This window comes from Agromyces sp. NSFZ (genome assembly GCF_056156205.1).
This window is the reverse complement of sequence record NZ_CM149585.1, coordinates 1,577,314-1,591,019: the sequence shown is the minus strand read 5'-3', so window position 1 is coordinate 1,591,019 and position 13,706 is coordinate 1,577,314. Positions and strand designations below refer to the sequence as shown.

Annotated in this window: 13 protein-coding genes; 6 read left to right on the top strand and 7 right to left on the bottom strand. The window is 71.7% G+C overall.

Features of this window, described 5'->3' with window-relative positions; translation table 11 throughout:
• Positions 1 to 47 precede the first annotated feature (47 nt).
• Positions 48 to 968, top strand: coding sequence for a LysR family transcriptional regulator (locus ACVFI9_RS07465; RefSeq protein ID WP_474765465.1), 921 nt, complete (start codon positions 48 to 50; stop codon positions 966 to 968).
• 169 nt (positions 969 to 1,137) lie between these two features.
• Here the strand turns inward: ACVFI9_RS07465 and rbfA are convergent, their stop codons facing one another.
• The 4 genes from rbfA to nusA form a co-directional block, all read right to left on the bottom strand.
• Positions 1,138 to 1,593, bottom strand: coding sequence for a 30S ribosome-binding factor RbfA (gene rbfA / locus ACVFI9_RS07460; RefSeq protein ID WP_474765464.1), 456 nt, complete (start codon positions 1,591 to 1,593; stop codon positions 1,138 to 1,140).
• 123 nt (positions 1,594 to 1,716) lie between these two features.
• Positions 1,717 to 4,521, bottom strand: coding sequence for a translation initiation factor IF-2 (gene infB, locus ACVFI9_RS07455; protein ID WP_474765462.1), 2,805 nt, complete (start codon positions 4,519 to 4,521; stop codon positions 1,717 to 1,719).
• 87 nt (positions 4,522 to 4,608) lie between these two features.
• Complete coding sequence (locus ACVFI9_RS07450) at positions 4,609 to 4,854, bottom strand: YlxR family protein (protein WP_474765461.1); 246 nt, start codon at positions 4,852 to 4,854, stop codon at positions 4,609 to 4,611.
• A gap of 44 nt (positions 4,855 to 4,898) precedes the next feature.
• The gene (gene nusA / locus ACVFI9_RS07445; protein WP_474765459.1) at positions 4,899 to 5,897 is read right to left on the bottom strand and encodes a transcription termination factor NusA; all 999 of its coding nucleotides are present in this window, start codon (positions 5,895 to 5,897) and stop codon (positions 4,899 to 4,901) included.
• A gap of 151 nt (positions 5,898 to 6,048) precedes the next feature.
• On the opposite strand from nusA, the gene ACVFI9_RS07440 reads away from it, so the two are divergent.
• The 3 genes from ACVFI9_RS07440 (at position 6,049) to ACVFI9_RS07430 (ending at position 8,730) form a co-directional block, all read left to right on the top strand.
• The gene (locus tag ACVFI9_RS07440; protein ID WP_474765457.1) at positions 6,049 to 6,657 is read left to right on the top strand and encodes a TetR/AcrR family transcriptional regulator; all 609 of its coding nucleotides are present in this window, start codon (positions 6,049 to 6,051) and stop codon (positions 6,655 to 6,657) included.
• A gap of 24 nt (positions 6,658 to 6,681) precedes the next feature.
• Positions 6,682 to 7,821 (top strand): glycosyltransferase, encoded by a 1,140-nt coding sequence (locus tag ACVFI9_RS07435; protein WP_474765456.1) that lies wholly within the window; start codon positions 6,682 to 6,684, stop codon positions 7,819 to 7,821.
• A gap of 99 nt (positions 7,822 to 7,920) precedes the next feature.
• Positions 7,921 to 8,730, top strand: a complete 810-nt coding sequence (locus tag ACVFI9_RS07430; RefSeq protein WP_474765454.1) for a DUF1206 domain-containing protein — start codon at positions 7,921 to 7,923, stop codon at positions 8,728 to 8,730.
• Positions 8,731 to 8,753: 23 nt separating this feature from the next.
• Here the strand turns inward: ACVFI9_RS07430 and ACVFI9_RS07425 are convergent, their stop codons facing one another.
• The gene (locus ACVFI9_RS07425) at positions 8,754 to 10,574 is read right to left on the bottom strand and encodes a proline--tRNA ligase (protein WP_474765453.1); all 1,821 of its coding nucleotides are present in this window, start codon (positions 10,572 to 10,574) and stop codon (positions 8,754 to 8,756) included.
• Between the two features lie 39 nt (positions 10,575 to 10,613).
• Here ACVFI9_RS07425 and ACVFI9_RS07420 point away from each other — a divergent pair, with 39 nt between their 5' ends.
• The gene (locus ACVFI9_RS07420) at positions 10,614 to 12,047 is read left to right on the top strand and encodes an RNB domain-containing ribonuclease (RefSeq protein ID WP_474765452.1); all 1,434 of its coding nucleotides are present in this window, start codon (positions 10,614 to 10,616) and stop codon (positions 12,045 to 12,047) included.
• 14 nt (positions 12,048 to 12,061) lie between these two features.
• Here the strand turns inward: ACVFI9_RS07420 and ACVFI9_RS07415 are convergent, their stop codons facing one another.
• Positions 12,062 to 12,232 (bottom strand): hypothetical protein, encoded by a 171-nt coding sequence (locus ACVFI9_RS07415; protein ID WP_474765451.1) that lies wholly within the window; start codon positions 12,230 to 12,232, stop codon positions 12,062 to 12,064.
• A gap of 165 nt (positions 12,233 to 12,397) precedes the next feature.
• On the opposite strand from ACVFI9_RS07415, the gene ACVFI9_RS07410 reads away from it, so the two are divergent.
• Positions 12,398 to 12,538: a hypothetical protein gene (locus ACVFI9_RS07410; protein ID WP_474765450.1), complete on the top strand. Its 141-nt coding sequence runs from the start codon at positions 12,398 to 12,400 to the stop codon at positions 12,536 to 12,538.
• Positions 12,539 to 12,567: 29 nt separating this feature from the next.
• Here ACVFI9_RS07410 and ACVFI9_RS07405 read toward each other — a convergent pair whose 3' ends face one another.
• A complete protein-coding gene (locus ACVFI9_RS07405; RefSeq protein ID WP_474765448.1) occupies positions 12,568 to 13,695 on the bottom strand; it encodes a glycosyltransferase in 1,128 nt (375 codons plus the stop codon).
• Between the last annotated feature and the right edge of the window lie 11 nt (positions 13,696 to 13,706).

The window sequence follows — 13,706 nt, the reverse complement described above, 5'->3', positions numbered from 1 at the left end:
CCGGAACGACCGGCCGCACTGTCCCCCGAATGTGGGAGTATGCAGTGGTGTCCGTGACGCCGCTTCCGGGGCGCCGACCGAGCCCCGACGACCTGCTCGTGCTGCTCGCCGTCGCGCGCGCCGGCCGCTACACGGCGGCCGCGGCCGAGCTCGGCCTCAACCACACGACCATCGCCCGGCGTATCGGAGCCCTTGAAGACGCCCTCGGCGGACGCGTGCTCGCCCGCGGCGCCTCGGGGTGGGTGCTCACCCCCCTCGGTGAACACGCGATCGCGGCCGCCGAGGGCGTGGAGCGGGCGCTCGACGCGCTGGCTCCCGAGGGTCCGAGGCTCTCGGGAGTCGTGCGGCTGTCGGCGACCGACGGGTTCAGCGGCTTCATCGCCTCCCCAGCGATCGTCGCGATGCGACGGGCGCACCCCGACGTGACGCTCGAGATCGTCGCGGCCACCCGGCGTGCGACGCAGCAGCGGGTCGGCGTCGATCTCGAGGTCGTCGTCGGTCGGCCGCACGTGCAGCGCGCGGAGGCGATCCGACTCGCCGACTACGCCCTCGGCCTCTACGCGAGCCGCGACTTCCTCGAGCGGCACGGCACCCCGTCGTCGCCTGCCGAGCTCGACGGGGCGCCGCTCGTGTACTTCATCGAATCGATGCTGCAGGTCGACGCCCTCGACGAGGCGCGCAGCTCCACTCGCGGCATGCTCGAGTCCGTGTCGAGCACCAACGTCTACGTGCACGTCGACGCGACGCGGGCCGGGGCCGGGTTCGGCCTTCTCCCGGCGTTCCTCGCGGACCCCCACGACGACCTGGTGCGCCTGTTCCCCGACGAGATCGACGAGCGCCTGCCGTACTGGCTCGTCTGCCGCCCCGAGGCGCTGCGGCAACCGATCGTGCTCGCGTTCATCGAGGCACTGCATGCGCGCGCCGCCGCCGTGGAACCCGAGCTGCTCGGCGCGCACGCCGGCCGCTGATGCCGCTGGGGCAACTGGTGCCGCTGCCGCAACTGAGGAGATCGACGGTTTCGAGGGCCGCTGTCGCTGATCCGACCTCGGATGTCGCGATCTCCTCGGTTGCGGCGAGGCCGCGGCCGCGAGAGGGAGGGGTTGACCGCGTGAGCGGGAGGGGCGGACCGAGGAGTGGTCAGCGGGTGCTGTCGGCCTCGTCGTCCTCGTCGAGGTCGCGCGGCTTCACGTAGGGATCGGCTTCGCCGGCGTAGGCGGCCGTCGACGCGAGCACGGACGTCTCGGCGTCGCGCGTGCGCGCCTCGCGGAGGAGCGCCTCGATGTGCTCGGCGTTCTCGGGGATCGCGTCGGGGATGAACTCGAGCGTCGGCGTGAGCCGCGCCGTGATGTTGCGGCCGACCTCGCTGCGGAGCATCCCGGTGGCCGCCTTGAGGGCGAGCGCCGAGTCGCGGCGCTCCTCGTCGGAGCCGTACACCGTGTAGAAGATGCTCGCGTGCTGCAGGTCCCCGGTGACGCGCACGTCGGTGATCGTCACGAAGCCGAGCCGCGGGTCGCGGAGCCCCTTGTCGAGGCGTCGTGCGACGATCTCCTTGATGCGGTCGGCCATCTTCCTGGCCCGTGCCGGATCAGCCATTCCTCTGCCCTTCTCTCACCACGCGTCGGCTTGCGCCGGCGGGGTCCCGCTCTTCCTGAGTGAATCGGGGAAGGGGCCCCGTCTCTTCGCTCAGGAAGAGAGCGGGACCCCGACCCTCGAGCACTACGCGCGCGGCTTCTCCCGCATCTCGATCGTCTCGATCTCGTCGCCGACCTGGATGTCGTTGTACTTGCCGAGGCCGATGCCCGCCTCGAAGTCCGTGCGGACCTCGGTGACGTCGTCCTTGAACCGGCGAAGCGACTCGATGGCGAGGTTGTCGCCCACCACGACGCCATCGCGGATGACGCGGGCCTTGGCGTTGCGCGTGATCGTTCCCGACCGCACGATGACACCGGCGATGTTGCCGAACTTCGAGGAGCGGAACACCTCGCGGATCTCGGCGACACCCGACTGGACCTCTTCGAACTCGGGCTTGAGCATGCCCTTGAGCGAGTTCTCGATGTCGTCGATCGCGTTGTAGATGACGTTGTAGAAGCGTACGTCGACACCCTCGCGGGCCGCGCGCTCGCGAGCCTTCACGTCGGGCCGCACGTTGAACCCGATGACGATCGCGTTGTCGATCGTCGCCAGGTCGATGTCGCTCTCGGTGACGGCACCCACACCGCGGTGGAGGATGCGCAGCTGCACCGAGTCGTCGACCTCGATCTTCATGAGCGATTCCTCGAGCGCCTCGACGGCACCCGACACGTCGCCCTTGATGATGAGGTTGAGCGCCTCGACCTTGCCCTCTTCGAGGGCACGCGTGAAGTCCTCGAGCGAGATGCGCTTGCGCGCCTTCGCCAGCTGCGCGTTGCGCTCGGCGGCCTCGCGCTTCTCGGCGATCTGGCGGGCGGTGCGGTCCTCCTCGGTCACGAGGAAGGTGTCACCGGCGCGCGGAACGCTCGAGAGGCCCTGCACCTGCACGGGACGCGACGGCGTCGCGGCGAGCACGGGGTCGCCGTTCTCGTCGGCCATGGCACGCACGCGGCCGTAGGCCGTGCCCGCGACGATCGCGTCGCCGACCTTCAGCGTGCCCGACTGGATGAGCACGGTCGCCACGGCGCCGCGTCCCTTGTCGAGCTTCGCCTCGATGGCCACGCCGCGCGCGTCCTTGTCGGGGTTCGCGCGCAGGTCGAGCCCGGCGTCGGCGGTGAGGAGCACCGCGTCGAGCAGCTCCTGGATGCCGATCCCCTCGCGCGCCGACACGTCGACGAACATCACGTCGCCGCCGTACTCCTCGGCCACGAGGCCGAACTCGGTGAGCTGCTGGCGCACCTTCGCGGGGTTCGCGTCGGGCTTGTCGATCTTGTTCACGGCCACCACGATCGGCACGTTCGCCGACTGCGCGTGGTTCAGCGCCTCGATCGTCTGCGGCATGATGCCGTCGTCGGCCGCCACCACGAGGATCGCGATGTCCGTCACCTGCGCACCGCGGGCACGCATGGCGGTGAACGCCTCGTGACCCGGGGTGTCGATGAAGGTGATCGCCCGGTCGATGCCCTCGTGCTCGGTGTGCACCTGGTACGCACCGATGTGCTGCGTGATGCCGCCCGCCTCGCCCGCGACGACGTTCGCGTTGCGGATGGCGTCGAGGAGTCGGGTCTTACCGTGGTCGACGTGGCCCATGACGGTGACCACCGGCGGACGCTGCTGCAGGTCCTCGTCGGTCTCGTCCTCGAGCTCCTGGTCGAGGTCGATGTCGAAGCCCTCGAGGAGCTCGCGGTCCTCGTCCTCCGGCGAGACGACCTGGATCTTGTAGCCGAGCTCGGCGCCGAGCACCTCGAACGTGGCCTCGTCGAGCGACTCCGTCGCGGTCGCCATCTCACCGAGGTGGAAGAGCACCGTGACGAGCGAGCCGGGGTTGGCGTCGATCTTGTCGGCGAAGTCCGAGATGGAGGCGCCTCGGCGCAGCCGGATGACGGTGTTGCCGTCGCCCCGGGGAACGCTCACGCCGCCCAGCGACGGAGCCTCCCGCATCTCGAATTCCTGCCGCTTCGTACGCTTCGACTTGCGGGCCTTGCTCTTGCCGCCACCACGGCCGAACGCACCGGCCGTGCCGCCGCCGGGGCCGCGGCCACGACCGCCGCCGCCCGCGGGCCGCGGGCCGCCGAAGCCGCCGCCGGGCGCCCCACCCGGGCGCTGGAAGCCGCCGGGACCGCCGGGGCGAGCGCCCGTTCCGGCACCGGCGCCGCCGGGACGCTGGAAGCCGCCGCCGGGACGTCCGCCGGGGCCGCCGGGACGCGGTGCGCCGGGGCGCGGCGAACCGGGCCGGGGCGCCTGCGGACGCGGGATGTTGCCGGGCGACGGGCGCTGGCCCATGCCCTGCGAGCTGGAGAACGGGTTGTTGCCGGGGCGCGGCTGGGCGGGACGCTGGCCCATGCCCTGCGAGCTCGAGAACGGGTTGTTGCCCGGGCGGGGGGCACCGGGTCGCGGCGCCGGACGCGGGATCGCCCCGCCCGGCTTGGGTGCCGCCGACGGCTTCACGGCGTCGGATGCCGCGGGCGCGGCGGGCGCCTCGGCGGGCGTCTCGGCCGAGGCCTGGGCCGCCTGGGCCGCCTTCGCGGCCGCGGCCTTCTCCTCGGCCTGGGCCTGGCGCTCGGCGACCGTCATCGGCGCCTCGGCCGGCGGCTCGGCGGGAGCGGCCACGGGCTTGGGTGCCGGCTTGGGGCCGGGCTTCGCGGCGGACGACGTCGCCGACGCCTTCGCGGGCGCCGCCTTCGCGGCAGTGCCGGCGGTGCCGGCCGCAGCAGCCGCGTTCGCCGCCCCGGCCGCCTCGAGCGCCGCCTTCAGGCGTCGCGCGACGGGGGGTTCGATGCTGGACGAGGGTCCCTTGACGTACTCGCCCATCTCCTTGAGCTTCTCAAGGGCGATCTTGCTGTCGACACCGAGTTCTGATGCGATCTCGTGTACGCGTGGTTTCGCAGCCACTTCTCTCCTGTTCCGGGTCCACCCCGAAACAGGGATGGACCATCAATGACGGACGGGTCTCATTTCGAGCCGCTCATGAGTTGTCCATTAGCCGTTCAGCCTGTTCTCTACATTGCTGGTGTCCACCTCGCCGCGGATGCGGAGCGCGCGTCCGAAGGCGCGTCGCCGCACGGCGAGCTGGTAGCACTCGAGCGTCGGATGCATCCACGCACCCCTGCCCGGAAGCACAGCCGAAGCATCGGCGACGACCTGGGAATTCCGGGAGACGACCCTCAGGAGCGAGGACCGCGGGGCACGAGAACGGCATCCGATGCACGTTCTGACGGGTTCCATCCTACACCTCCGGGCGGGACGCCCGCCGACACGCCCGGCCGGGCTCAGTGCGACTCGAGGATCGAGTCGGGCTGGATGTCGATCTTCGCGCCAGTGAGCTTCGCGGCGAGCCGGGCGTTCTGCCCCTCCTTGCCGATCGCGAGCGACAGCTGGTAGTCGGGAACGAGCGCCCGCACGGCACGCGTCGACTCGTCGATCACGAACGCCTTGGTGACCTTGGCGGGACTCAGGGCACTCGCCACGAACGTCGCGAGGTCGTCGTTCCAGTCGACGATGTCGATCTTCTCGTTGCCGAGCTCGGCGGTCACGGCGCGCACGCGCTGGCCCAGTTCGCCGATGCAGGCGCCCTTGGCGTTGACGCCGGGCTGGTTCGCACGCACGGCGATCTTCGTGCGGTGGCCGGCTTCGCGGGCGAGCGAGACGATCTCGACGACGCCGGAGGCGATCTCGGGGACCTCGAGCGCGAACAGCTTGCGCACGAGCGCGGGGTGCGTGCGCGAGACCGTGATCGACGGCCCCTTCGCGCCCTTGGCGACGCTCGTGACGTAGACGCGGATGCGCTGCCCGTGGGGATACTCCTCGCCGGGGACCTGCTCCTCGGGCGGGAGGATGGCCTCGACGGTGCCGAGGTCGATGTGCACCATGCGGGGGTTCGGCCCCTGCTGGATGATGCCCGCGACGATGTCGCCCTCGCGCCCACGGAATTCCCCGAGCACGGCGTCGTCGGCCAGGTCGCGCAGACGCTGGTTGATGACCTGCTTCGCGGCGAACGCGGCGATGCGACCGAAGTCGCTGGGGCTGTCCTCGGCCTCACCGATGACGTTGCCCTCTTCATCGTGCTCGGGCACGAAGATCGAGACGTGCCCCGTCTTGCGGTCGAGGTGCGCACGTGCGCCGTTGGGGTTCGTGTGGCCGTGCTGGCCGGGGTTGGTGTGCTTCAGGTAGGCCATCAGGATCGCCTGCTCGATGATCTGCACCAGTTCGTCGAACGGGATCTCCTTCTCGCGCTCCATCATGCGGAGCACGCTGAGGTCGATATCCATCGCCGGCCTCCTCTATTCAGCTCTCAGCCGCTTCCCCTCGGAGCGGACACTCTACGGTACCGGATGTCGCGGGCACCTGACATCCGTCGCGGAAATTCCATGTTCATGGGTCTTGACATGAAATGCCAATTCGGTGTTAATGGTGATTGACATGAAAACCACGACGCGCACCTACACCATGCGAGCCCGGGCCGAGCAGGCGGAGCGGACCCGGCTGCGGATCCTCGAGGCGACCGAGGCCCTGGGCGGCTCACGGCCGCTCGCCGCCTGCACGTTGCCGGCCGTGGCCGAGGGCGCGGGCGTGTCGGTGCAGACGGTCCTGCGCGTCTTCGGGTCCCGCGACGGGCTGTTCGAGGCCGCGCACGAGCACAGCGAGGCCGCCGTGCTCGCCGAGCGGCTCGCCGACCCCGACGACGTCGACGCCTCGCTGGCCTCGCTCGCCGACCACTACGAAGTCCGCGGCGGAACCGCGCTGCTGATGCTCGGTCAGGAGTCGTGGGAGCCGTTCGCCGCCCGCATCACGTCGAACGGCAAGCGGCTGCATCGCGAATGGGTCGAGAAGGTCTTCGCCGCCACGCTCGACCGACTCGACCCGGAGCGACGCGTCGAGGGCGTCGACCTGCTCGTCGCGGCAACGGACGTCACGACGTGGAAGCTCTGGCGTCGCGATCGCGGCCTCGACCGCGAGACGACGCTCCGTCGGATGCGCGAGCTCGTGGCATCCGTCTGCGACCGTCTCGATCCCCGCGCTCTGCACTGAGCGCCACGACGAAGGGAAACCACCATGTCCACCGTCACCGTCGTCACCGTCGACGCGGGTGGCAACGTGCCGCCGGCGCTCTGCATCGCCGCCGCACTCGCCGACCGCGGGCATCGCGTCGAGGTGCTCGGGCACGTCCGTCAGGCCGAGGCGATCACCGCCGCCGGCCTCGCGTTCCGGCCGCTGGCATCGCTCGACTTCTGGGATCCGACGATCCGGCGGTCGGTGCCCGCAGCCGTCGACCGCGTCGTGCGCCTCGCCGCCGAGCCGGCCGTGGAGCGGGAGGTCCGCGAGGCCGTCGAAGCCAGCGGCTCCGACGTCGCCCTCGTGGACTCCCTCATGGCCGGCTCCATCCGCGGAGCCCGCGCGGGCGGGGCGTCGACCGCCACCCTGATCCACACGTTCCTCGCCTACATGGCGCGCGAGTTCGCATTCGGACCGGTCGGCCTGCTCGCCCGGCTCCGCGGTGCCGATCCGCTTCGCGCATGGGCGCGGGCCGATGCGCGGATCGTGGCGGCGGATGCCGGCCTCGATCCGGCCGCGTCCCGCTCGTCGCGCCTCGCACGCACGAGCGACTGGATCGGCGCCATCGAGACCGGCACGGCGGCGGCATCCGACCCGGACCGGCCCCCGCTCGTGCTCGTCAGCCTGAGCACGACCTGGTTCCCCGGCCAGACCGAGACGTACCAGCGGATCATCGACGCCCTCGGCACGCTTCCGGTGCGCGGCCTCGTCACCCTCGGCGGCCTCCGCCCCGACCGCGCCCTGCAGGTGCCGTCGAACGTCGAGGTGCGCGATGCGATGCCTCACGGCGAGGTGCTGCCGTCGGTCTCCGCCGTGGTCGGCCACGGCGGCCACTCCACGACCATGCGGGCGCTCGCGCACGGCGTCCCCGTGCTCGTCATGCCCATGCACCCGCTGATGGACCAGCCGATGGTCGGAACGGCCCTCGAACGCCACGGTGTCGGCCTGGCACTGCCGCGCACGGCACCTGCAACGCGCATCGCGCCGGCCGTGGCCGCACTCCTGGGCGATGATGCGCTTCGGGCGCGTGCCGCCGCACTCGGCGAGCGGCTGCGTGCGACGGATGCACCAACTGCGGCGGCCGAGGCGATCGAACACCTGGCCGCGGCGCGCCGAGGTGGCGAACTGCAGCGCGGGTGATGAACGACGCGCCGGGCTCCTGACCCGCCTTCTAGGCACAGATCCGGCTGCGTTCGCAAGGGGGCGCGACCCGGAAGCGACGGTCGCTAACCTGACCGCATGAACCCGGATACCGGCAAGGCCGTCGCAAGCTCAGCCCAGAACAGCCGCGCGTTCCGCGCCATGGCCCGAGTGGGGTACGTGGTGCTCGGCATCGTGCACATCGTCATCGGTGCCATCGCCGTGTCCGTCGCGGTGGGTGCCGGCGGCGGCGAGGCCGACCAGGGCGGTGCGATGCAGCAGATCGCACGGGTGCCGTTCGGCACGTTCGTCCTGTGGGTGATCGCGATCGGCCTCTTCGCGCTCGGGGTCTGGCAGATCGGCGAGGCGATCGTCGAGCGCAATCCCGACACGAAGAAGAAGTGGGGCTATCGCGTCAAGTACCTCGGCACCGCCATCGCCTATTTCGCGATCGGGGCCACGGCGCTCACGTACGCCCTCGGCGGCCAGTCCGACTCGTCCCAGTCCAGCCAGACCATGACCGCGCAGCTCATGGCCGCGCCGGGAGGTGTCGTGCTGGTCGTGCTCGTGGGCCTGGTGATCCTCGGCGTGGGCGTCGCGTTCGTGGTGCGCGGCATCAAGCGATCCTTCGAGAAGCACCTCTCACTGCCGGCCGGCAAGGTCGGCGACGGCGTGCGCACGCTCGGCACGGTCGGCTACGTCGCCAAGGGCATCGCCATCGGGGTCGTCGGCGTACTGTTCGTCATCGCCGCCCTCACCCACGATCCCGAGAAGGCCGGCGGGCTCGATTCGGCACTGAAGAGCCTCGCCGCCCTGCCGTTCGGCCAGATCATCCTCTGGCTGGTGGGCGCCGGCCTCGTGATCTACGGCGTGTACTGCTTCGCACGCGCGAAGTACGCCCGGCTCTGACGTACCGCGGCCGGGCGGCCGCGTCAGACCGGTACGTCGACGGCGGGCGCGGCGGATGCCCCGCGCTGAAGCTCCGCCACGACGTCGCCGATCGGCACCGTGACGCGGTCGCCGGACTCGCGGTCCCACACCTCGACGACGCCCTCGGCGACGCCGCGGCCCGCGATCACGATCTTCGGCACGCCGATGAGTTCGGCGTCGCCGAACTTCACGCCGGGCGACACCTTCGGGCGATCGTCGTACAGCACGTCGTACCCTGCGCGCTCGAGGTCGGCGACGACCTCCTCTGCGGCGTCGAATACCCGGTCGTCCTTGCCGGTCGCGAGCACGTGCACGTCGAACGGCGCGATCGAGGCCGGCCAGACGAGCCCCTTGTCGTCGTGGTGGTCCTCGGCGATGATCGCCATGATGCGCGTCACGCCGATGCCGTACGAGCCCATGGTCACGGTGACGAGCTTGCCGTTCTCGTCGAGCACCTTGAGCCCGAGCGCGTCGGCGTACTTGCGTCCGAGCTGGAAGACGTGGCCGATCTCCACGCCGCGGGCGAGCTCGACCGGCCCCGATCCGTCGGGCGCCGGGTCGCCGGCGCGCACGTCGGCCGCCTCCACGACGCCATCGGCCGTGAAGTCGCGTCCGGCGACGAGCCCGAACACGTGCTTCTCGTCGAGGTTGGCGCCGGTGATCCACTCGGTGCCGTCGACGACGCGCGGGTCGACGAAGAAGCGGATGCCGGTCGACGACTCGGCCCCGAGCACCGGACCCTCGGGCGACCACGGGCCGATGTAGCCCTTCACGAGCCCGGGTCGGCCGTTGAGGCTCTCGAAACGTGCGAAGTCGGCCTCCGTCGCCGCCTCGACCTCGGCAGGGGCGAACGCCACCTCGGCTCGCTTCAGCTCGATGTCGCGGTCGCCGGGCAGGGCGACGACGACCAGCTCGCGGGTGCCGTCGAGATGCGTGAGTGCGAGCACCACGTTCTTCAGGGTGTCGGCGGCCGTCCACGGCCGTCCGTCGGGGCGCGGGTACTCGGCGTTCGCGAGGTCGACGAGCGTCGCGATCGTCGGCGTGTTCGGCGAGTCGAGCACGACCGGCTCGGGAAGCGCGTCGAACGGGATCGGCTCGGGCGGGATGGTGCGGTACGCCTCGACGTTCGCGGCGTACCCGCCGGCCGACCGCACGAAGGTGTCCTCGCCGACGGGGCTCGGGTGCAGGAACTCCTCGCTCTTCGAGCCGCCCATCGCTCCGGCATCCGCCTCCACGATGACGTAGTCGAGGCCGAGCCGCGCGAAGATGCGCTCGTACGCGTCGCGCTGCGCCCGGTAGCTCGCATCGAGGCCTTCGTCGCTCGCGTCGAACGAGTACGCGTCCTTCATGGTGAACTCGCGACCGCGCAGGAGACCGGCTCGCGGACGTGCCTCGTCGCGGTACTTGTCCTGGATCTGGTAGATGGTGAGCGGCAGGTCCTTGTACGACGAGTAGAGGTCCTTCACGAGCAGCGTGAAGACCTCCTCGTGCGTGGGCGCGAGCATGTAGTCGGCGCCCTTCCGGTCCTGCAGGCGGAACACGCCGTCGCCGTACTCCGTCCACCGGTTCGTCACCTCGTAGGGCTCGCGTGGCAGGAGTGCCGGGAAGTGCACCTCGTGCGCGCCGGCCGCGGTCATCTCCTCGCGGACGATCTGCTCGATGCGGGCCTTGACGCGCAGGCCGATCGGCAGCCAGGCGAAGACGCCCGGCGCCTGACGGCGGATGTAGCCGGCGCGCACGAGGAGTCGATGGCTCGCCACCTCGGCGTCGGCGGGATCTTCGCGGAGCGTGCGGAGGAAGTAGTTGGAGAGGCGAGTGGGCACCCGACGATTCTAGTTCGGCGGCCCGCCTAGGCTTGGCGCATGCCCGAACGCCGGTCCCGCATCGCTCGTTCCGCCGCGCAGGGCGAGCTCGCCGAGGCGCTCGCCGAGCTTCGCGTGGAGCTCGAGCTGCCCCAGGCGTTCCCGGCAGACGTGCTGGCGGAGGCGCAGGCGGCGGCATCCGCCACTCCCCCGCCCGAGGCCGACCGACGCGACCTGCCGTTCCTGACCATCGACCCCGCGGGCTCGACCGATCTCGACCAGGCGCTCCATCTCCAGCGACGGCCGGGCGGGTACCTGGTGCACTATGCGATCGCGGATGTCCCGGGCTTCGTGCGCCCGGGCGGCGCCGTCGATCTCGAGGCCCGCGGGCGGGGACAGACGCTGTACGCCGCCGACGGGCGGATCCCGCTGCATCCGCCGGTGCTCGGCGACGACCGGGCCTCGCTCCTGCCCGGCGTCGACCGCAGCGCCTATCTCTGGTCGTTCGAGGTCGACGACGCGGGCGTCGTCACGATGACGCACCTGGAGCGAGCGCTGGTGCGCTCTCGCGAGCAACTCAGCTACCCCGAGGCGCAGGCGCGCATCGACGCGGATGCCACCGACCCGCTCGACCTGTTGCGCGAGATCGGCCTGGCCCGCATCGAGCAGGAACGCGCCCGCGGCGGCGCGAGCCTGAACGTGCCCGACGAGGAGATCGTGCGCGACGACGACGGTCATTACGCACTGCGGCGTCGCCACCTGCTGCCCGTGGAGTCCTGGAACGCGCAGCTCTCGCTGATGACGGGCATGGCCGCCGCCGAGCTCATGCTCGAAGCCGAGGTGGGTGTGCTCCGCACCATGCCGAAGCCGACCGACGAGCGGATCGCCGCGTTCCGCACGCAGACCGAGGCCCTCGGCCGACCGTGGCCCGAGCACATCACCTACGGTGAGTACCTGCGCACCCTCGACCGCGACGACCCCGCCGCACTCGCGATCATGCAGGCCGCGAGCGGCCTGTTCCGCGGCGCCGGCTACGAGGCGATGGACGGCGAGGCTCCGGCCGACCCGATGCAGTCGGCGCTCGCGAGCCCGTACGCGCACGTCACAGCACCCCTCCGCCGCCTCGTCGACCGCTGGGGACTCGTGGTCTGCGAGGCCCTGCTCGCCGGCCGTCCCGTGCCGGGCTGGGTGCGGGACTCCCTCCACGAGATCCCGTCGCTGATGGGCGCCTCGTCGCAACGAGCGAGCCGACTCGCCGCGGCATCCGTCGCCATGGTCGAGGCCGCCGTACTCGCCGACCGGGTCGGCGAGCGGTTCACGGCAACGGTGCTCGAGGTCCGGGGCGACGACGCGCTGATCCAGCTCGTCGAGCCCGCGGTGACGGCGAGCTGCCCTGCGACGCCCGGTCTCCGGGCGGGCGAGCGCGTCGCGGTCGTGCTCGAGCACGCCGACATCCGTTCCGGGACGGTCGGATTCAGGTCGCCGCTCGTCTGACCGGCGGCGCCGGCTCAGACGCCTTCGTCGTCGTCCTCCTCGTCCTCCATGGCGAAGTGCTCGAGCTCGGCCTCGTCGTCGTCGGCAGCCTCCGCTGCGTCCTCCGTGCCCTCGTGCAGGGTTCCCGTGCCGTCTGGATACCCGGCCTCGTCGGGGTACTCGTACCCGGTGCCGTCTCCGCTCATCGCGGCCCCCTCTCGCGAACGGATGCCGCGACGGGACATCCGTGCGCTCACCCTACTCGCGCGCGGCGAGCGCCGACCAGCGCCGGCGGCGCACAGGAAGCTGTCAAGCCCCGTGCGCTCGCCGTCACGCGATGCCACCGTGAAGTGGAACGAAGGAGCGACATCATGAGCAACCCCGACGCGATCGTCTCCCCCGACGACGGCACCGAGAACGGCGCGGCCACCGATCCCGAGCGCCCCCGCAAGGACGGCCTGCCGCGAGACCCCGACGCCACCGAGCACCTCGACGTCGACATCACCGACTAGGCGACCCCGTCGCTCTCCGCCCCCGTGCGTCACGCGCTGTGAGCCGCCGCCAGTCGTTCGAGCACGTCGGCGGCGCGAGCGGCCCCCGACGACCGACGCAGGCGTTCGCCCACCGCTCGCGCACGCGCCGCCGCGTCGCGATCCTCGAGCACGCCCGTGATCGCCGCCCGCAGTTCGGCGGGCGCGGCGCCCTTGTCGGCCCGCCCACCCACCCCCGCGCGTTCGACCGCCGCCGCGACGAGGTGGTGGTCGGCGTGGCGGGTCATCGGCACGATGAGCACCGGCACACCCGCCGCCAGCGCACGCATGGTGGTGCCGTGGCCGCCGTGCCCGATGAGCAGGCGGGCGGAGCGGAGCAGCTCGCCATGGTCACCGAGGCCGCGCACCTCGATGCCCGACGGGCTCGGCAGCGCGGCCCGATCGATCGCCGGACCCGCCGTGACGACGGCACGCACGCCCAGATCACCGAGGGCCATGACGACGCGCGCGATCGCCTCGTGTTGCCCGGGGTACGCGATCGTGCTGAAGCTCACGAGGACGTGGCGGTCGCGCTCCTCCGGCTGCGGCGGAGCGGCGGCGGGGATGACCGGACCGACGTGGGCGATGCGGTCGCGCGGAATGCGCCCCGCACCGACCGGGTCGAGCTCGGGGTCGGTCGCGAGCACGAGGGTCTGGGGCATCCGGTCGCCGGAGAACGGGAGGGTGCCCGTCGCGCGGAGCCAGATCCCCATCGGCGAGGCAGCCGACCATTGCGCCTCCCAGTACCCGAGGAGGGTGTGCAGGAGCATCGCCGAGGGGATGCCGCTGCGCCGGGCTGCGTCGAGGGCACCCGGCACCATGCAGTCGATGAGCAGCGCATCGGGTCGCTCGCGCGCGATCGCCGCCTCGAGGTCTCGCGCGATGCCCCGATCGGAGGCGAGCGGCAGCCAGGCGAGCATGCTGCGGATGCCCGGATCGCCGACGCGAGGATTCCACGGTCGTGCCCGCTCGAACGCCTCCAGACGCCCAGCGAGACCCGCCCGCTCGACCTCGGGTGCGAGGTCCTGGTGACCGAGGATGCGCACGGCATGCCCGTGCGACTCGAGCTCACGCGCGATGAGCAGGGTCGGCGACACGTTCCCCCCGGCGAGCGGCAGCACCGAGAGGAAGCGGGCCATGTGCGTCGACC